Annotated in this window: 19 protein-coding genes, 1 pseudogene and 3 riboswitches; of the genes and pseudogenes, 7 read left to right on the top strand and 13 right to left on the bottom strand. The window is 64.1% G+C overall.

Going from position 1 to position 20,966, the window contains the following annotated elements; all coding sequences use genetic code 11:
- Positions 1 to 90: 90 nt before the first annotated feature.
- The 4 genes from H4V95_RS08000 to H4V95_RS07985 all read left to right on the top strand — a co-directional run bounded on the left by H4V95_RS08000 (position 91) and on the right by H4V95_RS07985 (position 2,784).
- Positions 91 to 555, top strand: a complete 465-nt coding sequence (locus H4V95_RS08000) for a MarR family winged helix-turn-helix transcriptional regulator (RefSeq protein WP_209729798.1) — start codon at positions 91 to 93, stop codon at positions 553 to 555.
- A 76-nt stretch (positions 556 to 631) separates the two neighbouring features.
- On the top strand, positions 632 to 1,054 hold the full coding sequence (locus tag H4V95_RS07995) for an organic hydroperoxide resistance protein (protein ID WP_196866215.1): 423 nt from the start codon (positions 632 to 634) through the stop codon (positions 1,052 to 1,054).
- Positions 1,055 to 1,236: 182 nt separating this feature from the next.
- Entirely contained in the window at positions 1,237 to 2,322 is a 1,086-nt protein-coding gene (locus H4V95_RS07990; protein ID WP_209729796.1) for a hypothetical protein, read from the top strand.
- Between the two features lie 9 nt (positions 2,323 to 2,331).
- Complete coding sequence (locus H4V95_RS07985; protein ID WP_209729794.1) at positions 2,332 to 2,784, top strand: HEAT repeat domain-containing protein; 453 nt, start codon at positions 2,332 to 2,334, stop codon at positions 2,782 to 2,784.
- A 169-nt stretch (positions 2,785 to 2,953) separates the two neighbouring features.
- On the opposite strand, the gene H4V95_RS07980 is transcribed toward H4V95_RS07985, so the two are convergent.
- From H4V95_RS07980 to thiM, 4 genes are all read right to left on the bottom strand, one after another.
- Complete coding sequence (locus tag H4V95_RS07980; RefSeq protein ID WP_245345620.1) at positions 2,954 to 3,673, bottom strand: EAL domain-containing protein; 720 nt, start codon at positions 3,671 to 3,673, stop codon at positions 2,954 to 2,956.
- A 119-nt stretch (positions 3,674 to 3,792) separates the two neighbouring features.
- Positions 3,793 to 4,653, bottom strand: coding sequence for a bifunctional hydroxymethylpyrimidine kinase/phosphomethylpyrimidine kinase (gene thiD / locus H4V95_RS07975; RefSeq protein ID WP_196866486.1), 861 nt, complete (start codon positions 4,651 to 4,653; stop codon positions 3,793 to 3,795).
- Positions 4,641 to 5,312 carry a thiamine phosphate synthase gene (gene thiE, locus H4V95_RS07970; RefSeq protein WP_209729789.1) on the bottom strand — a complete coding sequence of 224 codons (672 nt, stop codon included), beginning with the start codon at positions 5,310 to 5,312 and terminating at the stop codon, positions 4,641 to 4,643. The genes thiD and thiE overlap by 13 nt, the downstream gene beginning before the upstream one ends.
- A complete protein-coding gene (thiM, locus tag H4V95_RS07965) occupies positions 5,309 to 6,142 on the bottom strand; it encodes a hydroxyethylthiazole kinase (RefSeq protein ID WP_395939829.1) in 834 nt (277 codons plus the stop codon). Before thiM ends, thiE begins: the two co-directional genes overlap by 4 nt.
- A riboswitch (TPP riboswitch) is annotated at positions 6,134 to 6,234 on the bottom strand. (Overlaps the previous gene by 9 nt.)
- Positions 6,235 to 6,324: 90 nt before the next feature.
- Positions 6,325 to 6,420, top strand: a riboswitch (TPP riboswitch).
- 58 nt (positions 6,421 to 6,478) lie between these two features.
- Here thiM and H4V95_RS07960 point away from each other — a divergent pair.
- Positions 6,479 to 7,244, top strand: a pseudogene (locus H4V95_RS07960) (3-oxoacyl-ACP reductase).
- Positions 7,245 to 7,296: 52 nt separating this feature from the next.
- Here H4V95_RS07960 and H4V95_RS07955 read toward each other — a convergent pair.
- The 6 genes from H4V95_RS07955 to H4V95_RS07930 all read right to left on the bottom strand — a co-directional run bounded on the left by H4V95_RS07955 (position 7,297) and on the right by H4V95_RS07930 (position 15,095).
- Positions 7,297 to 8,259, bottom strand: a complete 963-nt coding sequence (locus tag H4V95_RS07955; protein WP_196866490.1) for an aldo/keto reductase — start codon at positions 8,257 to 8,259, stop codon at positions 7,297 to 7,299.
- Between the two features lie 71 nt (positions 8,260 to 8,330).
- Complete coding sequence (gene ndk / locus H4V95_RS07950) at positions 8,331 to 8,747, bottom strand: nucleoside-diphosphate kinase (RefSeq protein WP_196866491.1); 417 nt, start codon at positions 8,745 to 8,747, stop codon at positions 8,331 to 8,333.
- Between the two features lie 41 nt (positions 8,748 to 8,788).
- Complete coding sequence (locus H4V95_RS07945) at positions 8,789 to 9,238, bottom strand: DUF4233 domain-containing protein (RefSeq protein WP_196866590.1); 450 nt, start codon at positions 9,236 to 9,238, stop codon at positions 8,789 to 8,791.
- 34 nt (positions 9,239 to 9,272) lie between these two features.
- Entirely contained in the window at positions 9,273 to 10,679 is a 1,407-nt protein-coding gene (locus H4V95_RS07940) for a bifunctional folylpolyglutamate synthase/dihydrofolate synthase (protein WP_395939828.1), read from the bottom strand.
- Positions 10,676 to 14,017, bottom strand: a complete 3,342-nt coding sequence (gene ileS, locus H4V95_RS07935) for an isoleucine--tRNA ligase (protein ID WP_209729787.1) — start codon at positions 14,015 to 14,017, stop codon at positions 10,676 to 10,678. Before ileS ends, H4V95_RS07940 begins: the two co-directional genes overlap by 4 nt.
- A gap of 307 nt (positions 14,018 to 14,324) precedes the next feature.
- Positions 14,325 to 15,095 carry an SDR family oxidoreductase gene (locus H4V95_RS07930; protein WP_209729785.1) on the bottom strand — a complete coding sequence of 257 codons (771 nt, stop codon included), beginning with the start codon at positions 15,093 to 15,095 and terminating at the stop codon, positions 14,325 to 14,327.
- A 31-nt stretch (positions 15,096 to 15,126) separates the two neighbouring features.
- Between H4V95_RS07930 and valS the strand changes: the two genes are divergently transcribed.
- Positions 15,127 to 17,745, top strand: coding sequence for a valine--tRNA ligase (valS, locus tag H4V95_RS07925; RefSeq protein ID WP_196866494.1), 2,619 nt, complete (start codon positions 15,127 to 15,129; stop codon positions 17,743 to 17,745).
- A gap of 86 nt (positions 17,746 to 17,831) precedes the next feature.
- Here valS and H4V95_RS07920 read toward each other — a convergent pair whose 3' ends face one another.
- Together H4V95_RS07920 and H4V95_RS07915 are read right to left on the bottom strand one after the other, a co-directional pair.
- On the bottom strand, positions 17,832 to 18,677 hold the full coding sequence (locus H4V95_RS07920; RefSeq protein ID WP_312883973.1) for a response regulator transcription factor: 846 nt from the start codon (positions 18,675 to 18,677) through the stop codon (positions 17,832 to 17,834).
- A 78-nt stretch (positions 18,678 to 18,755) separates the two neighbouring features.
- Positions 18,756 to 18,830, bottom strand: a riboswitch (cyclic di-GMP riboswitch).
- Between the two features lie 63 nt (positions 18,831 to 18,893).
- The gene (locus H4V95_RS07915; protein WP_209729781.1) at positions 18,894 to 19,325 is read right to left on the bottom strand and encodes a MarR family winged helix-turn-helix transcriptional regulator; all 432 of its coding nucleotides are present in this window, start codon (positions 19,323 to 19,325) and stop codon (positions 18,894 to 18,896) included.
- Between the two features lie 210 nt (positions 19,326 to 19,535).
- On the opposite strand from H4V95_RS07915, the gene H4V95_RS07910 reads away from it, so the two are divergent.
- Positions 19,536 to 20,264, top strand: coding sequence for a TetR/AcrR family transcriptional regulator C-terminal domain-containing protein (locus H4V95_RS07910; RefSeq protein ID WP_209731313.1), 729 nt, complete (start codon positions 19,536 to 19,538; stop codon positions 20,262 to 20,264).
- A gap of 23 nt (positions 20,265 to 20,287) precedes the next feature.
- Here the strand turns inward: H4V95_RS07910 and H4V95_RS07905 are convergent, their stop codons facing one another.
- Entirely contained in the window at positions 20,288 to 20,917 is a 630-nt protein-coding gene (locus tag H4V95_RS07905; protein WP_209729779.1) for a DsbA family protein, read from the bottom strand.
- Positions 20,918 to 20,966: the final 49 nt, after the last annotated feature.

Raw genomic sequence — 20,966 nt, 5'->3', positions numbered from 1 at the left:
CAGTGTCCCGGGCAGGAAGGCAATCCCCATCACGATCAGGCCGTCGGGAGATAAGTTGTGCACAATTTAGTTTACTGATTGGATAGAGTCATGGAAGGTGACCTTCGGCTCGAGAACCAGCTGTGTTTTGCGCTCTACGACGCGGCCCGCACCATGGCGGGCGCCTATCAGACCGCGTTGACACCCCTCGGGCTCACCTATCCGCAGTTCCTCGTGTTGCTCGTCCTCTGGGAAAAGGACGGCAGTACCGTGTCGCAACTGGGGTCCCGGCTGCATCTTGATAGCGGCACACTCTCACCGCTGCTTAAACGGCTGGAGGCACTTGGGTTGGTGGAGCGTCGCAGGGAAAGCCAGGACGGCCGCACGGTCACCATTCGCCTGACCGAGCGCGGCGCGGGGCTCGAGTCCCAGGCCGCCACGCTCCAGGGAGACCTACGGGACCAGCTCGCAATGAGCGATGAGGAGCTCGCAGCGCTCCACGTCCTGGCAGCACGTTTCTGCAGTGTTGCCAGGTCGCCAACGGCTGGAACACCGTCACCGGCGGAGCACGCCTGACCTCCACCTTGACCGCTCGACCTTCACCCAGCACCAGACCAACCACCGACCGCTTGACCAATCACCGAGGAGAACCATGAACGCCATCTACACTGCCGAGGCCATCGCCACCGGAGCCGGACGCAACGGCCGGACCCGCACCGACGACGGGCAGGTTGATTTTGCCCTTGCGGCACCGAAGTCGCTGGGCGGTTCCGGTGAAGGGACCAACCCCGAGCAGCTGTTCGCGGCCGGGTACGCCGCCTGCTTCCACTCGGCGCTCCAACTTGTCGCCCGGGAGGCCAAAGCCGATCTGGGAGACTCCAGTGTGGGTGCGAAAGTGGGCCTGGGCCGCAACGATAACGGTGGTTTCTCACTTCAGGTAACCCTTGAAGTGGTTGTGCCCGGCCTGTCACAGGACGAGGCACAGGCCCTGGCGGACAAGGCGCACCAGGTATGCCCCTACAGCAACGCGGTCCAGGGCAACATCGATGTTTCTGTGATGGTGTCTGACGACTGAGCCGGGGCTTCATTCCTGCCCGGTGCCTAACCCTGGTGCGGCGCCACAACGACGGCAGCGCGCCGGGTGCGGTAACGCCCCAGTAACGCGGACTGGTCCACACTTAATCTGCTTCGACCTGAGTCGATGTGGAGCGACGCCCGGTCAACCGGTGGCGGCTCCGGAAGTGTGAGGAGTGCTCCATGACGTGGTCCGGCTGGTTCAATCACGGCGCCCCTGCCGGCGGTTTCGCTGGCGGACCGTCGATCGTGTCCCGCAACAATACGGTCTGCAACATCTACGTCCGCGGCGCAGACAACGCCCTCTGGCAGAAAGCCTTCTGGAACGGCGCCTGGCACGACTGGGGCCGCCACAACGACGGCGGTGTTCTCGCCTCCGAACCCGCCCCCGGCTCCATGGGCGACAACCACGAACACGTCTTTGTCCGCGGCACCGACGGCAACGTCTGGTCCAAAGCCTGGACTGGAAGCGGCGGCTGGTCCGGCTGGTTCAACCACGGCGCCCCCGCCGGCGGTTTCGCCGGCGGACCGTCGATCGTGTCCCGCAACAACAGGGTCTGCAACATCTACGTCCGCGGCGCAGACAACGCCCTCTGGCAAAAAGCCTTCTGGAACGGCGCCTGGCACGACTGGGGCCGCCACAACGACGGCGGTGTTCTCGCCTCCGAACCGGTCGCCGACACCATGGGGCAGGAGCATGAGCACGTCTTTGTCCGCGGCACCGACGGCAGCGCCTGGTCGAAGGCGTGGAGCCTGGTCCCGACCGTTGTCCTGCATCTGAAGATCCTGACCGCTCCCACGAGCTTCACCGTGGACCAGATGGTGCAGGCCATGCGGACCGTCTACGCCAGCCGGGGCATCAATGTTGCTCTCGGTTCCACCGAGAACCTCAACCTCCCCTTGCTCACGGACCTCGATGTGGGCGGGTGCACCATGGGATCGACCACCACCGAACAGAACCAGCTGTATGGAAACCGGGCCAATGTCGGCAACGACCATGTGGCGGTCTATTTCGTGAGAAGTACCAATCCGCCGTCGAACGGATGTGCAGCCTTCCCAGCCGGCCGCCCCAGCTGCGCGGTGTCCTCCACGGCCAGCAGCTGGACCCTCGGCCACGAGGTAGGCCACGTGCTGGGCCTACCCCATGTCACGCCGACCGACCGGTTGATGACGGGTGGGGGCACCTGGAATGTCACTAATCCGCCACCCGATCTCGACGGTGCGGAAACCACTACGCTGGTCAACAGCGCACTAACAGTGAACGTTTAGGAGAGCGCCATGTCAGTAACCATGGAGGAAGTCCGGGCAGCCCTTGACCCGGATGAGGTCGACTACCCCGAAGCCTCGAGGCTCGGCCCAGAGGCCCTTCCTCATCTGCTGACCCTGGTCCGTGAGACGGAACCCGGACTTGCTGCCAAGGCCGCCTACCTTGCCGGTGCGATCGACAGCGCACAGTCGGAGGAGGTCGTTGCGGCGGCGGCGGCGAACGACGACGCCCGGGTTCGGGTGGCCGCGGCCGAGGCCGCGGCGATGCTGCCTCCGGAGTCGGCCAGCAGGGTGCTGGGCAGTCTCATGCTCGATGATGATCAGGGGGTGCAGAAGCTCTCGCTGCGGTCGGTGTCTACCGGACTCTCCGCCGAGGTGCGCGACAAGGTGGCCGAGGTCTCTGAAGGTGCACCAGATCCCGGCCTGCGCAAGCTCGCCGCCGAAGCACTCGGTCGGATGCGTTAGCAGACCGCCTGGCTGTTCTCGATGAGGACGGGCTACTGGCGTTGCACCAACGTATCCGGCGTGCACGCAATAAGTACACGACGAGTTATCGCCGGAAAGCGGCGGGAGAAGTGGTCGAATCCGGTGGCCGGGGGAAGGCTGCCAGACGCCAGGCAAAGCGCGACAGCCGCTAGCTACCAACCAACACGTGACGCAACGGCGGAAGCTCCTCGAACGCTGGCCTCGCGAACCAGTACCCCTGGAACAGGCTGATTCCGACCGCCTTGAGCGCGAGGTACTCCCCTTCGGTTTCGATACCCTCGGCGAGGACGGTGATGCCAAGCTTGTGCGCCATATCGACGACGCTGGCGACGACGATCTGCCGGGCCGGGCTCGCGTCGATCCCACGGATGAGCAGCATGTCGATCTTGATCAGATCGGGCTGAAACTCGACGAGCAACCCCAGCCCCGCGTGCCCGGCCCCAAAGTCGTCGATGGCGGTGGTGAAGCCGTGCCTGCGGTATTCGGTGATGATGTTCGTGAGGTGGCCGGTGTCGGACACCTCCTCGTTCTCGGTGAACTCGAACATGATTGCGGACGTCGGGAAGCTATAGCGGGCGGCGGCCTGCAGCGTGGCGCGAAGGCAGGCAGCCGGCTCGTAGACAGCGTTTGGCATGAAGTTGATGGAAAGCTTCAGTTCCTGATCCGCAGGGAACAGCCGCGAGGCCAGTTCGATCGCCTTGACCCGGCAATCCTGGTCGAACCGGTACTTCTGCTCCGGTGTCACCCGCGAGAGGACGTCGTAGGCACCTTCGCCGGCGAAGCCCCTGACCAGTGCCTCATAGCCCCAGACCCGCCCGGCGACGGCGTCATAGATCGGCTGGAAGGCCGTGCTGAAGTCAAAGTCCAACTTTGACGAAGTTCTGCAGCCGTCACATGCCATGGGGATCCTCTCGGGGGTTGGGTCTACGGTATGTCACGGGGGCCGGATGTCAGTCGATTTCGGCGTGTCGGACCGTTCCCAGGTATTCACTTGCCCGGCAATGCTGCTGGCCATAAGTGGTGGAAGTGGTTGATCGGTCCGCTACCGTCACCAACCTGCAATTCGTCGGCGTAAGTCAAGGCCTCCTGCAGCCACTTCTTCACCTCACTGACGGCGATACCCCAGTCCCCCGTGCGCGCCATGACGGTCGCAACGGCAGCGGACAATGAACACCCTGTTCCATGGGTGTTGTCGGTCGGGACTCGGGGAGCGAGGAACTCGCGAAGGGTCTCCCCGGCCATTCCTGCCGCATCCACCAGGGCATCCGGGCTCGAATCCGTGAGCAGGTGCCCACCCTTGACGAGGACAGCCGTTCCGGTGCTGGCAGAGAGCCGCTGCGCCTGGTCCAGGGCCTCCGGCCAGTGCGTGGCAACCGGAGCGCCGACCAGAACCGCGAGCTCGGGCAGATTAGGCGTTACCAGGCTTACCGTTCCGACCAGGCCCCGCATGGATGCTTCCGCCGAGTCAGCCAGCAGTCTGTCGCCGCTGGTGGCAATCATGACGGGATCAAGCACCACCAGCTGTGGTTGAACGCGGAGGAGCCACTCGTGGACAACCTCGATGGTCGCCACGTCACCGAGCATCCCGACCTTCACGGCGTCGATGGTCACGTCGTCGCTCACTGCATCCAACTGTTCACGCAGAAACGGGGTCGGTGGAGTGTGCACCGAGCGGACGCCTCTCGTGTTCTGCGCGACGAGCGCTGTCACGACAGCCATCCCGTAACCGCCCATCGCGGCAATACTCTTCAGATCGGCCTGGATGCCCGCCCCGCCCGTGGGATCCGTTCCGGCGATGCTGAGAACGCGGGGGACCCGGCGGAGGGCAAGCGGCCCTAGGATCGCCATTGGCCGGCCAACTCTCGCGCTGCTGCCTCCGGATCGGTCGACGCACAGACGGCTGAGACGACCGCGACCCCTGCAGCCCCGGCGTCGCGGAGGGGGCGTACATCGGATACCCCGATCCCGCCAATTGCCACACACGGCAAAGAGCTTCCCGAAGCCAGAGCACCGAATCCTTCGGTTCCCAACGGATCGGGATGATCAGCTTTGGTGGCTGTCGCATGGATGGCACCAATCCCCAAATAGTCCACGGTCGAAGCCGGCAGGTTGTGAGCGGTCCCGATTTCGCTGCCGGTGGCAGCGCTGAGGCCTACGATCGCACCCGGACCGACGATTGACCGCACCAAATGGACGGGCAGGTCGGATTGACCAACGTGCACTCCGGCGACCTGTGCTCCGCGGGCCCGAGCAGCCAGGAAGACGTCAACCCGGTCGTCGACCAACACGGGGACAATCGATCCAACCGATTCGGCAACCGCGAGAAGTAACTGGAGCAGACCCCTGGTTGACGCGTTCTTGTCGCGCACCTGAACCATGGTCGCGCCGCCGGCCACCGCCGCTGCAACGACGTCGGCTACCGGAGTAGGTTGGCACAGGCCAGTGTCAGTCACAAGGTACAGAGACAGCTGGTCCCGAAGGGTCACCGCCTCGTTCCATCGCTTCATCGCGCGCCGTCCGATGGGCTCACCGCAAGGAGATTCAGACCGGAGGCGACGTCGTCGGGTGTCACGGCAGCCAGCCGGTCGAGGAATTCGATGGCGAAGCTCCCGGGTCCGTTTGCTCGCGCCGCCGCCTGCTCCGCTGCGAGGGTGTACACACCCGTGGCCGCAGTGGCCGCGAGAACGGCATCGTCGGTTAGAGCGGCGAAGGCAGCCATGACGGCCCCCAGCGCGCAGCCCCCACCCGTCACCTTCGTAAGCAGGGCATGCCCGTTCGCTACGACTACGGCATCTCCATCCGGACCAACCATGAGATCGTGGGCGCCTGATATGGCCACAGCCGACGACGTCGACCGTGAGAGTGACCGGGCCGCGTGCAGAGCATCCAGAGGATCGTCGGTGGAATCGACTCCGCGACCACCAGAGCCCGCACCCGCCAAAGCGAGGATCTCGGAGGCATTCCCCCGAATGATCCTCGGGCTCCGCCCCGCCAGCTGACCGGCCAGCTCCGTGCGGACAGAGAGGAATCCGACGGCCACGGGGTCCAGCACCCACGGCGTCCCGGCGGCATTCGCCGCAACCACGGCTTCGGTCATCGCCGTCTGCTGATCCCGCTGGGGAGTTCCCAAATTGATAAGGATCCCCGACGCGACGGAGGCGAACTGCTTGGCTTCCGAGGGAATATCCACCATGGCCGGCGCCGCCCCGACCGCGAGGAGGACATTGGCGGTGAAGTTGGTCACCACCGCGTTGGTAATACATTGGACCAAGGGGGTGGTGGACCGTAATTCTTCGAGCAGTCGAGCACAATCAGATGATGCATGACGAACAGTCATCCACGACATCCCTTCGCTAGTTCGAACTAGATCAGGTTCAACGGGTGTCAATTCTCAGCTGCTTCTGGTGAGCAGCACCCCGTGCCATGGTCACCACCCTAACCGCTACGCCCCAGACCTACCCAAATCCCCGCGCCAGCCCTGCCGGGTAGCGGGACGGTCTCCCCGCCGGTTACTGTGTCAGGAGCGACACGGGGTGCCGGTTCTTGCTGGCTGAGATCATACCCGTCGAACCTGATCCAGTTCGGACTGGCGAAGGGATGTCCATCCGGTCTTTTCGGTCGGTTCATGCGTCTTTTCGCCCCGCTTATCACACGACTTCAGACGGGGTACTGCATGCAACTCACCGAACAGATTGTCCTGGTTACCGGAGGCGGTCGGGGCTTGGGCCGGAGCATCGTCGAGGCGTTCTCGGCTGAAGGCACCCGCGTAGTCATTAACTACCGGGCCAGCTCAGCCCAGGCTCACGAGCTCGCCGCCCAGATCGGTCCGGAACGGGCATTGGCTGCAGCAGCGGATGTAACGGACCCTTTGCAGGTCGGCGATCTTCTCGAACGAGCGCGGGTGCACTTCGGAGCTCCTGTCACCACGGTGGTGAACAACGCGCTGGCATCATTCACTTTCAATGGGGATGCCCGCTCCACCGCAGCGGAGATCAGTTGGACTGATTTCAGCGCCCAGTTCGCCGGCAGCGTCAAAGCCAGCCTGAACACCACGCAGGCAGCACTTCCGGGAATGCGTGGGCACAACTTCGGGCGCATCATCAACATCGGCACGAACCTGTTCCAGAACCCTGTGGTGCCTTATCACGACTACATCGCGGCGAAAGCAGCGCTGCTTGCGCTGACCCGGACCCTGGCGAAAGACCTTGGCCCGCAAGAACATCACTGTCAACATGGTCTCCGGGGGGCTCCTGCGCACCACTGACGCCAGCGCCGGGACCCCCGACGACGTCTTCGATTACATCGCCGCATCAACCCCGCTGGGGCGGGTGACCACTCCGCAGGAGTTCGCCGACGCTGTCCTCTTCTTCGCCTCGCCCTGGGCCCGGTCCGTAACTGGGCAGAACCTGGTGGTTGATGGCGGGTTGGTGATGGACTGATCAATGCCTTGATCAGTCCCGGCTCCCAGGCGGCCAAGGAGCTTCGACTGGTCTAGGCGGCCCGCGGGAAAATGCGGTCGAGCTCCTGCAGTTCCGTTTCTGAGGGTACCCAGCACACCGCTTCGGCGTTCTGCTCGATCTGTTCCGGCTTGGTGGCGCCCGCAATGACCGAGGCGACGGACGGCTGGGCCGCCAGCCAGGAGAAGGCAACCTGCAGTTCGGTCAGGTCACGGGCCCTTGCGAAGGCTCCAAAGTCGGCGAGCTGGTCCCAGTCGGCGCCGTCCAGCAGGTTGGTGCGGGAGTGGGTGAGCCTGCTGCCCGCCGGAACCTTCGATGCACTGTACTTGCCGGTCAGCAGTCCGTTGGCGAGGGGAAAGAAGGGGAGCACGCCGATCCCGTACGCTTCGGCTGCGGGGACAACCTCGGCTTCGATCCCGCGTTCGAGAAGATTCCAGTGGTTTTGGGCCGAGATGAAGGGCGTGTATCCGCCGAGCTGGGCTACGAACTCGGCCTCGGCGAGCTGCCAGCCGGCCCGGTTGGAATGGCCGATGTACCTGACCTTGCCGCTGGTGACCAGGGCGTCCAGCGCAGAAAGGGTCTCCTCGATGGGCGTCAGCGGGTCTGGCGCGTGGAACTGGTACAGGTCGATCCAGTCGGTGCCCAGGCGTCGCAGCGATGCGTCGACAGCCTTCATGATGTACCGGCGCGATCCGCGCGCACCCCAGTCCGGACCGTTGGCGCCTTTCAGGTCCAGGCCGAATTTGGTGGCGATGAGCACGTCGTCGCGGTTCTTGACGAGTGCCTTGCCCAGCATTTCCTCGCTCAGGCCGGGGGTTTTGCCGTAGGAATCGGCCACGTCGAAAAAGTTGATTCCCGCATCGATGGCGGCTCCGATGACGGCGTTGGTGCCACGCTGCGTCTCGGTGGGCGTTCCGGAGCGGCCCAGGTTGTTGCAACCGAGCCCCACCACTGAAACGTTCAGTCCGGAGTTGCCAAGTCTGCGATATTCAGTCATGGGACTACGCTACAACATCGGTTACCCGGGGCACCTTCTGGTGCCCCGGGTAAAATCTCTCATGTTCGGGTTCAGGCGAACCAGATACCCATTTCCCGCTGCGCCGATTCTGCCGAGTCCGAACCGTGGACCAGGTTCTGCTGCACCTTCAAACCCCAGTCCCGGCCCAGATCTCCCCGGATGGTGCCGGGTGCGGCGGCTGTTGGCTCGGTGGCACCGGCGAGGGACCGGAATCCTTCGATGACCCGCTCGCCCTCAAAGATCGCGGCGACGATGGGCCCACTGAGCATGAACTCGACGAGCGGTTCGAAGAAGGGCTTGCCGACGTGCTCCTCGTAGTGCTCTTCGAGCATTGCACGGGTGGCCGACACCATTTTCAGGTCCACCAGGGTGTACCCCTTGGCTTCAACCCGGGCCAGAATAGTCCCGGACAGAGCGCGGGAAACGCCGTCGGGCTTGATCAGTACAAGAGTGCGTTCAGCGCTCACAGAAGTCCTCCAAAGTGTTGGGTATGGCCAGTGGAACTCTACTAAACATTAGTGCCGGGCTCTGACCCGCCCTCGGGGTTCGCCCGTTCCCATTCGGCCTGCTGACGGTCACGCTCCTCGTTTTCGGCGTCAAGGCGGATCCCGGTACGGATTCCGTACAGCCAGGTCAGGGCGAACAGCACCCCGATCAGGAACATGGTGGGTTCGATGAACCCGGTAGCGATGATGACCAGTTGCAGCACCCAGCCGATGGCAATGCCGTACGGCTTGGTCAGGAACGCGCACGCCCCGACCAGTGCGATGGCCAACGCAATCCCCACGGTTAGGATCAACACTGGTGAGATGGTGTCGCGCAACAAGCCGAATGCGGCGAGGGTCGCAAACAAAACCACCAGCGCTTCGAGGGTGAGGACCACTGAGGCAAAGGTGACTTTGATGGAACGCCGTTTCTTCGGCATTCCGGGTCGCCACTCCCGCTGCGCCTTGGTCATACGGCGTTTCCGGTTTTGCTCCATGTGCACTCCCCTACTTACCCAGCAGGGTGCGGGCCTCCCCCACCACCGTGATCGAACCGGTGATGAGGATGCCCCCTGCGAGGTCGTTGTTTTCCTCGGCCTTCATGACGGCCCATTCAAGCGCGTCGTCGAGCCGTTCGGCGATGTGGACGTGTTCCTCGGCGAACCCGGCCGCTAGCGCGTCCTGCAGCAGATCAGCAGCAGGGATGGCGCGCGGTGAATTCGACTGGGTCAGGCAGACGTCCTCGAGGATGCCACCCAGTTCCTCATGCAGCTCGGCCAGGATGGCTCCCGCATCCTTGTCCTGGAGCACGCCGACCACCAGGATCAACCGGCTGAAGTCGAAGGCTTCCTTGACGGCTGCCGCGGTTGCCTTGGCGCCGGCCGCGTTGTGCGCCGCGTCGACGATGATGCTCGGTGCCGTGCGCACCACTTCGATCCGCCCCGGCGAGGTGACGGTTCGCAACCCTTCGCGGACCACCGCGGCGTCGAGTTCACGGGTCCCGCCACCGATGAATGCCTCGACGGCGGCGACGGCGACGGCGGCGTTCTGCGCCTGATGCGCCCCGTGCAGGGGCAGCAGCAGTTCCTCGTACCGGCCGGCTATCCCGTTGATGGACAGCACCTGACCGCCGACGCCGATGGTCCTGGTTTCGACCCCGAACTCAACTCCCTCGAACCGGAACTCAACGCCGACTTCGCGAGCCTTCTCGAGGAGCACCTGGGCGGCCTCGTGGGGCTGGGCCGCGCTGATCAGGAAGCCGCCCGGTTTGATGATCCCCGACTTTTCCAAGGCAATATCGTATTCGGTGTCACCGAGCAGCTCGGTGTGATCGAGGGAAATCGGCGTGACAACTGCTACCTGGCCGTCGCCCACGTTGGTTGCGTCGGTGATGCCGCCGAGCCCTACCTCGATGATGGCGACGTCGACGGGCTCGTCGGCGAAGACCGCGAACGCGAGAATGGTGATGCTTTCGAAGTAGGTCAGCCGGGGGTCCCCCGCCGCTTCCAGTTCACCGTCGATGATTTCCAGGAACGGCCGGATCTCATCCCAGATCCGGACGAAGGTCTCATCCGAGACCGGTTCGCCGTCGATACTGATCCGTTCGGTGACGCTGCTCAGGTGGGGGCTGGTGTAGCGTCCGGTCCGCAGCTCGTGGGCCCGCAGGATGCCCTCGACCATGCGTGCGGTCGAGGTCTTCCCGTTGGTCCCGGTCAGGTGGATGATCGGGTACGCCTTGTTGGGTTCGCCAAGGATCTCCATCGCCCTGAGCATCGGCGCCATCCGGGGTTCCATTTTGTTCTCGGGCGCCCGGCTGAGTAGTTCAGCGTAGACGCTCTCGACCGAGAACCGGTCAAAGCTCCCTACCGGGGCCGGGCCTTCGGCGTCCATTGGTTCCGGGGTCTGCTGGCTCATGGGTGCCTCTCTACTGTGACTGTGTACTCGCCGACGGTCAGCGCGCCGTCAGCCGGCGATGCGGCGACGACGTGCAGGTCGGTGGTCAGCGTTTCCGCCTTGATCAGCGGTGCGTTGGCTGTCAGCGCGTCCACCAGTTCGGGTGCCGCGCGGAGCGTGGTCGTGATCCGGTCGCTGATGTGCAGGTCAGCGTCGCGGCGGGCCTGTTGGATGGCACGGATGGCGTCCCTGGCCGCTCCTTCGGCGGCGAGTTCGTCGGTGACCTCCGTGTCGAGGACCAGGAACCCACCCCCGGGCAGGACTGTGACAGCCTTCCCGGAGTTGTCGCCGTCGTCGGACACGACCGTCTCCAGGGTGTACTCGTGGGGCTCGAGCGCCAGTTCACCGGCGGTCACCGCACCGTCGGCGGTTACCGACCAGTCACCGGACTTGGCTGCCTTGATGGCGGCCTGGACGTTTTTGCCCAGCCGCGGGCCGGCGGCACGGGCGTTCACCACGAGCTTGCTCACAATCCCGAATTCCTCGGGTGAGGCGTCGGCCGCGTCGATCAGCCGGACCTTCTTGATGTTCAGCTCATCAGCGATGATCCCCTGATACTGACCGTCAAGGTTCCCAGCGGACGGCGCTACCACCGTGAGGTTGGCGAGCGGCAACCTCACCCGCAGGTTGGCCGCCTTCCGCAGGCTGGAGCCGGTGGAGCAGATCTGGCGGGTGCGTTCCATCCGCTCGACGAGGTCGGGAGCCTCGGGGAACGCCGATGCCTCGGGCCAGTCGGTGAGGTGCACCGAACGCCCGCCGGTCAGTCCACGCCAGATTTCCTCGGTGACGAGGGGCAGCAGCGGCGCTGCCGCCCGGCAGACAGCCTCGAGGCAGGTGTAGAGCACGTCGAAGGCGTCGGTGTCTTCGTCGAAAAACCGCTGCCGGCTCCGGCGGACGTACCAGTTGGTCAACGTATCCAGGTAGCGGCGCAGGGTCTCGCAGGCGTCGCTGATGTTGAAGGCATCCAGGGACGCCGTCATGTCCCGCACCAGATTTCCGGTGTAGGCGAGGATGTAGCGGTCGACGGGCTCCGCGAGGCGGTCGGCCTGCTCCGGGCCCACCGTTTTCGCTTCGTATCCGGTACCGCCAGCGGCGGCATTCGTGTACAGGCTGAAGAAGTGCCACACGTTCCAGAGCGGGAGGATGACCTGCCGGACGCCGTCGCGGATGCCCTGCTCGGTGACGATCAGGTTGCCACCGCGCAGGACCGGGGAGGACATGAGGAACCAGCGCATCGCGTCGGCGCCGTCACGGTCGAGGACCTCGGTGACGTCCGGGTAGTTGCCCAGGCTCTTCGACGCCTTCTGGCCGTCGTCGCCCAGCACGATGCCGTGGCTGATGACGTTCCGGAACGCAGGCCGGTCGAACAGCGCCGTGGAGAGGACGTGCAGCATATAGAACCAGCCGCGGGTCTGACCGATGTACTCCACAATGAAGTCGGCGGGGTTGTGCGACTCGAACCATTCCTGGTTCTCCATCGGGTAGTGCACCTGAGCGAACGGCATGGAGCCGGAGTCGAACCAGACGTCCAGGACGTCCTCGACCCGGCGCATGGTGGACTGACCCTCCGCCGGGGAGCGGGGGTCGTCGGGGTTCGGCCGGGTCAGCTCGTCAATGAACGGGCGGTGCAGGTCGGGCTCGCCGGCCTTGTTCAGCGGCAGCCGCCCGAAGTCGGCCTGGATCTCGGCGAGAGAGCCGTAGACGTCGGTGCGGGGGTACGCGGGGTCGTCGGACTGCCAGACCGGGATAGGGCTCCCCCAGTACCGGTTTCGGCTGATCGACCAGTCCCGGGCGTTCTGCAGCCATTTGCCGAACTGTCCGTCCTTCACGTTCTCAGGGATCCAGTTGATGCCCTGGTTCAGGTCCACCATCCGGTCCTTGATTTTCGTGACCTCGACAAACCAGGAGGACACCGCACGGTAGATCAGCGGGTTGCGGCACCGCCAGCAGTGCGGGTAGCTGTGGACGTAGCTCGCCTGGCGGACCAGCCTGCCGCTGTCCTTCAGCACCCGGGTGATCGGCTTGTTGGCGTCGAAAACCTGCAGTCCCACAATGTCGGCGAGGGGCCCGTGCCCGTACATCGGCAGGAAGCGCGCCCCTTCATCCACTGACAGGATGACCTGGATCCCGGCCTCCTCGCAGATCTTCTGATCCTCCTCGCCGTAGGCGGGCGACTGGTGCACGATGCCGGTGCCGTCGGTGGTGGTCACATAATCGGCCACCAGGAAGCGGAAGGCGTTCCGATAGCCGCCCTGTTCGGGGTCAGTCAGGTAATCCCACAGTGGTTCGTAGGCCAGATCGGCCAGCTCGGCGCCCTGCAGGGAACGTTCGACGGCGGCGGTCGCCTCCTTCGCGGAGGCGTAGCCGAGGTCCTTGGCATAGTTGCCCAAAAGATCAGCGGCGATGAGGAAGCGGCGGTCGTCGTCGGCCAGTGACGCTCCAGCGGGCACCACTGCGTAGGTGATGTCCGGCCCGACGGCGAGGGCAGCGTTGGTGGGCAGGGTCCAGGGCGTGGTGGTCCAGGCGAGGGCCTGCACGCCGGCGAGATCCTGGGACAGCGCGGTGGAACCGGCGAGGATGGGGAAGGTCACCGTGACGGTCTGGTCCTGGCGGTCCTGGTAGACGTCGTCGTCCATCCGCAGCTCGTGGTTGGACAGCGGCGTTTCGTCGTTCCAGCAGTACGGCAGGACGCGGTAGCCGTTGTAGGTGAGGCCCTTGTCATACAAATTCTTGAACGCCCAGATCACCGACTCCATGTAGTCGACGTTCAGGGTCTTGTAGTCATTGTCGAAGTCCACCCAGCGCGCCTGGCGGGTCACGTAGTCCTGCCACTCCCCGGCATACTTCATGACCGATGACCGGCAGGCGTCGTTGAACTTGTCGATGCCCATGGCTTCGATCTGGGCCTTGTCGCTCATGCCGAGCTGCTTCATGGCCTCGAGCTCGGCGGGCAGCCCGTGGGTGTCCCAGCCGAACCGGCGCTCGACACGGTGCCCGCGCTGGGTCTGGTACCGGCCCACTAGGTCCTTGGCGTAGCCGGTCAGCAGGTGCCCGTAGTGGGGCAGGCCATTGGCGAAGGGCGGCCCGTCATAGAAGACGAACTCGTTGGAGCCATTTTCGCCATCGCGGAGGTCTGCGTCGCGAGCGTCGATTGAGGCCTGGAAAGTGCCATCGGCGTCCCAGTACTTGAGGATTCGCTCCTCGATTTCCGGGAAGCGCGGAGACGCCGAGGAAGAAGAGGCGTCGGCGGCGCTGTCCAGGCTGGTGGCCTTCGGGTAGATCTGTGGCATGTTGTTCATCCTGTAGGCAAGGTGTGGTTCAGTTACCTGCGAGGACGCGTCCATCCGCTGGGGTCAGTCTGCAACCCCCGCGCCGAACCCGCGGTACCACCTCACTTGCCGCCGGCGAGAAATATCCTCGCGGCTGCCACTTCGTGACCGCTGTGACGGGCTTACCCGTCCGGTTCTACTGACCTGCCGGATATCTGACCTGTTGCAGGTTAGGCGCGGCGGGGGTTCTTCCGGAAGCTCACCGGTGATCGCCGGGTCAAAGCTGTTGCCCCCAGTCTAGCCGATATCGGCTCCCTTGGCCGGACTGCCTGCCCGGCTACTGCTTCCGGATCACCTTGTGGGCTGCGGCCTGCGCCAGCGGCCGGACCACAATCTCGTCGAGGTTGACATGGTGGGGCACGGTGACGGCGTAGGCGACGATGTCGGCGACGTCCTCGCTGGTCAGCGGCTTCTCGACGCCGTCGTACACCTTCGAGGCAGCGTCGGCGCTGCCCAGCCGGTTCAGGGAGAACTCCTCGGTGTGCACCATGCCCGGGAGCACCTCGATGACGCGGACACCGTGCTCGGCCTCCTCCAGCCGGAGCGCACGGGTCATCGCGCGTTGGGCAGCCTTCGCCGCGTTGTAGCCGGCGCCGCCCTCGTAGGAGACCATGCCGGCGGTGGACGTGAGGTTCAGGACCGTGCCACCCTGGGCCTGCGCGCGGAGCAGGGGAAGGAACGCGCGGGTCATTTTCATGGTGCCCACGACGTTCGCCTGGTACATCCACTCCCAGTCGGCGGTCTTCGCGTCGATCATCCGGTCCGCCCCGCGCGCGCCCCCGGCAATGTTGATGAGCGTGTCAGCGCCACCGGCGTCGGTGACAGCCTCGATGAGGTGCTCGACGTCGTCGTCCGCGGTGATATCGGTGGGGACAGCGATGGCACCGGTCTCGGCGGCGAGGTCCGCCAACCGGTCCGCACGCCGGGCAACAGCGAAGACCCGCCATCCCTGGGCTGCGAGGAGACGGACAGTGGCCTCGCCAATGCCGGTGCTCGCGCCGGTGACAACTGCTGTGCGCTGCGTGGACGTCGTTGGTGTGGAAGTCATGGATCCAACTTATCGTGAAACAATTGACCGTATGGCTGAACACACTCCGGGCACAGACACGCCCGCAACAGTAAATGTCCCAGACAAACCGGTTCTCGAGGGTCTTGAATCCCGGCTCGCTGCACAGTGGCGGGCGGACGGCACCTACACCTTCGACCCCGAAACGTCCCGGGCGGAGGTGTATTCGATTGACACTCCCCCGCCGACCGCATCCGGTTCCCTGCACGTGGGACACATGTTCTCCTACACCCAGACCGACGTCGTCGCCCGGTACCAGCGGATGCGCGGCAAGAACGTTTTCTACCCCATGGGCTGGGACGACAACGGTCTGCCCACCGAACGCCGCGTCCAGAACTACTACGGTGTCCGCTGCGACCCGTCGGTCCCCTACGACGCCGGCTACACCCCTCCGGCCGAGCCGCCCAAGAACCAGCGCGACTTCGACGCCGTCTCCCGCCGAAACTTCATCGAGCTGTGCGAGCAACTGGCCGTCCAGGATGAGCTGGTCTTCGAGAACCTGTTCAGCACCCTTGGCCTGTCGGTCGACTGGAACCTGACCTACCGCACCATCGACGACACCTCACGGGCCGTCAGCCAGCGGGCCTTCCTGGACAACCTGGCGGCCGGGGACGCGTACCTTGCCGAGGCACCCACCCTCTGGGACGTCACCTTCCGCACCGCGGTGGCGCAGGCGGAACTGGAAGACCGGGAGCAGCCTGGTGCCTACCACCGGATCGCCTTCCACACACCCGGCGGGGAGAAGATCTTCATCGAATCGACCCGTCCCGAGTTGCTTCCCGCCTGCGTGGCGCTGGTGGCGAATCCCGACGACGAGCGGTACCAGCACCTGTTTGGCACCACCGTCACCTCGCCGCTGTTCGACGTCGAGGTGGAAATCAAGGCGCACCCCCTCGCGAAGCCCGACAAGGGCACCGGCATCGCCATGATCTGTACGTTCGGTGACCTGACCGACGTCATCTGGTGGCGGGAACTGCAGCTGCCAACCCGGGCGATTGTGGGACGTGACGGGCGAATCCGGTCGGAGACCCCCGAGTGGATCAGCACCGCCAAGGCACAGGAAAACTATTCGACGATCGCCGGCAAGACCGTGTTCAGCGCCAAGGAGGGCGTCGTCGCGCTGCTGCGTGCCAGCGGTGAGCTGGAGGGTGAGCCGAAAAAGGTTCTCCACCCGGTCAACTTCTACGAAAAGGGCGACAAGCCCCTCGAAGTCGTCACCAGCCGGCAGTGGTATCTCCGCAATGGCGGCCGGGACGAGGCCAAGCGGGAGAAGCTCATCCAGCGCGGCCGGGAAATCGACTTCCACCCCGCGTTCATGCGGTCCCGGTACGAGAACTGGATCGAAGGGCTCAACGGCGACTGGCTGGTCTCCCGGCAGCGCTTCTTCGGGGTGCCGATTCCCGTCTGGTACCGCCTGGATGCCGACGGCGAGCCCGACTACGAGGCACCGATCGTTCCTTCCCACGAGGCACTCCCCGTGGACCCGGCGGCCGAGCCTGCGCCCGGCTTTGAGGAGAGCGCCCGCAACCAGCCGGGTGGTTTCGTCGGAGAGAATGACGTCCTGGACACCTGGGCCACCTCGTCACTGACGCCGCAGATTGTGGGCGGCTGGCCGAAGAACCCTGACCTGTTTGCCAAGGTCTTCCCGTTCGACCTCCGACCGCAGGGCCACGACATCATCAGGACCTGGCTCTTCTCGAGTGCCGTCCGCGCCGACTCGCTGCAGGATTCGGCGCCGTGGCGCCACGCGGCGCTGTCCGGCTGGATCCTCGATCCGGACCGCAAGAAGATGTCGAAGTCCAAGGGCAACGTGGTGGTACCCACCGACGTGCTCGAGGAGTTCGGGGCCGACGCCGTCAGGTACTGGGCTGCCTCAGCCAAACTGGGTGCGGATACGGCCTACGAGATCGCGCAGATGAAGATCGGGCGCCGCCTGGCCATCAAGCTGCTGAACGCGTCGAAGTTTGTGCTGAACCTCGGTGCCACCGAGCACACGGTCCTCACCGATGACACCTCGGTGGTCACGAACCAACTGGATCTGTCCCTCCTGGCCCAGCTGGCACAGGTGATCGATGCGTCGACGGCTGCGTTCGAGAAGTACGACTACGCGCGGGCGCTGCAACTGAGTGAGACGTTCTTCTGGTCGTTCACCGACGACTATGTGGAGCTGATCAAAGACCGCGCCTACGGTGCGGCCGGTGAGGCCGAACAGGCTTCGGTGCTTGCCACGCTGGCGACGACGCTTGACGCGCTGCTGCGGATGTTCGCGCCCTTCCTGCCCTTCGCCACCGAAGAGGTATGGAGCTGGTGGCGCAGCGGGTCGGTGCACCGGACCGAATGGCCAACGTCTGATCAGCTCGCCGGGACCATTCGCACCGCTGACACCGGTGTTCTCGGCACCGTGGCACTGGCGCTCGGCGGTATCCGCCGGTCGAAGTCCGAGGCGAAAGTGAAACAGCGCACCGAGGTGCTCAGCGCCGTCGTGAACGGCTCAGCGGCGCAGTTGCGCCAGCTCAACGCCGGTCTGAATGACCTGTTGGCTGCGGGCAATGTCCGCGAGTTGCGCCTTGCGGAGGCCGAGGGCGAGCTCTCGGTCTTCGAGGTGGAGTTGGCACCCGTCGACGCGGTCTAGCCAGGTCACCTCGTACGCAGGAAGGCCCCGCGGAATTACGGAGGCCCCGCAGACCGGTTGGTCTGCGGGGCCTCTCGTTACGACTTTTATGCGGTCGCCAGGTCCACCTTCGGCAAACAGTGCGGTCCGGTGGTCCGGGAAGAGTCATCTCTCACAGTCGCGGAAACGATCCTGTATCCGATTCCCCGGACCGTGGTGATGAGTTCTGCTTCCCCCTGACGGCGTGGTAATTTCCGGCGAAGATTCCCGATATGGACTTCAATGCCACGTTCGTCCGAACTGCGACTTCCAGTGAAGCCCTGATAATCCGATCCCCGGGCGATTCCTGCCAGGGTGGACTTGGTCCGCACGGCTCCGTCGCACGACAACATCTCGTGCAACAGATCGAATTCACTCTTGGTAAGAAGGACCTCATCATCATCGATGCTGACCGTGCGTGTCGCGTGATCAACCATCAGGTCACCGTGTCGGAGGACATTCGAGGTGCCCACAGGGTGGAGCCGGTCCACCTCAGATCGCTCGTTGACGGCCGGCCGCAAAATTGAATCAGGTGTCACTGTTGAATAGGGTGTCACTGTTGTACGTCGCGGACGGCGCAGCACGGCATCGAACCGTGCTCTCAATTCGCGCGGACGGACTGGCTTGGCGAGGTAGTCGTCGGCGCCAGCGTGAAACGCGGTCAAGATATCCACCTCATCGGCATGAGCGCCCAGCATCACCACATAGCAATCGCTGAAGGATCGGATACGACGGAGTACCTCGAATCCGTCAATTCCCCGCAGCTCCGCTCCAACGACTACCAAGGCAGGGGCGTGACCCGCCACCAGTTCTGCGCCGCCAAGGCCTGTCGCACTGGAGTGCACCTCGAAGCCAGCCAGTCGCAGTAGATTCAACACCCAAAGGCGCGTGTCGTTGTCATCTTCAATGACCACTGCGGTTCTTGGTCCGGAAGGAATTTCCATGGCCCCCGTGGGTGGAGGAGACTGTTGTCTGATCATGACGCCCTACTGTTCGGTGGCCCGGCTGACCGCGTGGGTCCCGTGGCTTTGCGTCCCCGGCTTGCACCGGGTTTGCCGTTATCGTTGGCGGAAGGCCCAGCTACGAAGAGACACAGCTGAACCGTCCGGGTGAGGCGCTACTGGTGAGGCTCAGGCAGGGGTAGGTTCCGGGGTGGCCTCAAGAGAACCAAGGACGGCTATAAGTGCCGTGCGTAGACTCTGGTCGATCAGGCTGGCCGATTCTGATGTCGACTCGGATAACTGGTCGATCCTCTGAAGCACTTTGTCACCCTGCTTCGTGATGACAGTTCGAATAGTCCGCCCGTCCGATGAATCGCGGTCGCGGGATACAAAGCCCCTGATCTCGAGCTTCTCAAGGATCTTTCCCATCGTTTGTGCCTGAACCTGAACAATGGCAGCCAATCCCGACTGACTAATCGGACCGCTTTCGGACAACGCTTTGAGAGTGGTTGCACCCGTTTGAGTGACTTCCAGATCGAGGAGACGCTGATTCTGTTGATTCTGGTTCAACCGGGCGGCAGTGCTCAGTAACCGGCTGGTTGTCCACAGTGTCTTGTCCATGCCTTCTTCCTTCACTCTGAGCATCAATATGAAGGGATAGCGGAAACTATCCGACAAATTGCGAATCCACATCAAGCGGCGGGATCGAGACCCGGAGTATGCTTTCGTAGGGCGCTCTCCAGTGGTCATATACACTGTAGATACTACGTTGTAGAGTCTACGATGTAGACCCGCCACTTGCAAGCGCACTGACTAAAGGTAGGCGTGAACATCTCTACAAGTCGAAGGCCGGTCCCCACCAAGCCTACTCAGCCTGAGGATTCGGGGGATACAGGCAAGCGTGCCCAGTTAAGCAGGGAAGCGGTTCTCCACGCTGCCCTGGAACTGGTTGACGACGACGGCCTTGACGCCCTGTCCATGCGGCGATTAGGGAACAAGCTGGGGAAAGACCCAATGGCTCTTTACCGTTATGCCCCGAACCGCGACGCGCTCCTCGACGGCGTCACCGAACTCCTGCTGGATCAATGGGTAATCCCGAGGTCGGGCCAAGCGCCGTCCTGGCAGGAGCAACTGCGCGAAGCCGCCCAGGACTTCCGGACGCTAGTTCTGGACCACCGCCACGTTGTCCCGCTATTGGTAACGCGTCCGCTCTCGACACCCATGGGGCTCAGGCCACCTGGCGCGCTTCGACCTCTTGAGCAGATCCTGTCCATCTTCAATAGTGCCGGGTTCTCCCCCGCTGATTCGCTTCACGCTTACCGGACCTACTACGGGTTCCTCATCGGACATATCCTCAACGAGCTGGAGGAATTCGTCGTCAACCCCGACGAGGATGAGGTGGCGCTTAAGCTGGGACTGCACCGGCTCCCGAAAGCAGAATTCCCGCACCTGCGTCGGCTGGCACCCATGCTGCTCAGTTACGACGGAGAAGCCGAACTCGACCAGGGGATTCTTCTCATCCTTGAAGGCCTCCAGAAACAGTTGGACACCCGGGGATAAACGACCAGGTGCCCAACTGTGGTTCAGTCGAAGGAAGGGCTCTCGGTGCGTGAGCGCTTGAGTTCGAAGAATTCGGGGAACCCAGCCAGCATGACGGCTCCGTCGAAAATCCGTCCGGCGTCCTCGCCGCGCGGGATGCGGGTCAGGACCGGGCCGAAGAACGCGGTGCCGTTGAACGCGACCACCGGCGTTCCGACCTCGTCGCCGACCCGGTCAATCCCGTCCTGGTGCGAGGCACGAAGCTGGGTGTCGTACTCGTCGCTCGTGGCATAGGCGGCCAGCTCGGCTGGAAGCCCGACCTCTTCGAGGGACTCGCTGATCACCGCGTCGAAATCCTTGCTCTGCCCCTCGTGGATCCGGGTGCCCATGGCGTCGTAGAGCTTCTTGATGTTGTCGCTGCCGTGACGTTCGGCGGCGGCGATGATGACGCGCACGGGGCCGTAGGCCTTCTTCATGAACTCCTGGTAGTCCTCCGGCAGGTCCCGGCCGTCGTTGAGAACAGCGAGGCTCATCACATGCCAGTCCACCGTGATACTGCGGACCTTCTCCACTTCCTCAATCCACCGGGAGGTGATCCAGGCGAACGGGCAGGCGGGATCAAACCAGAAGTCGGCTTTTTGGACACTGTCTGTGGAAGTAATCGTTTCAGTCATATTCCGTACAACCCGGGCTGCAGCCGACGTATTCCGGTCGTCCGCAGGA

Origin of the sequence: Arthrobacter sp. CAN_C5 (assembly GCF_017875735.1) — a bacterium.
In the GTDB taxonomy this organism is placed as follows: domain Bacteria; phylum Actinomycetota; class Actinomycetes; order Actinomycetales; family Micrococcaceae; genus Arthrobacter_D.
This window is presented reverse-complemented; position numbering and strand designations above follow the sequence as displayed.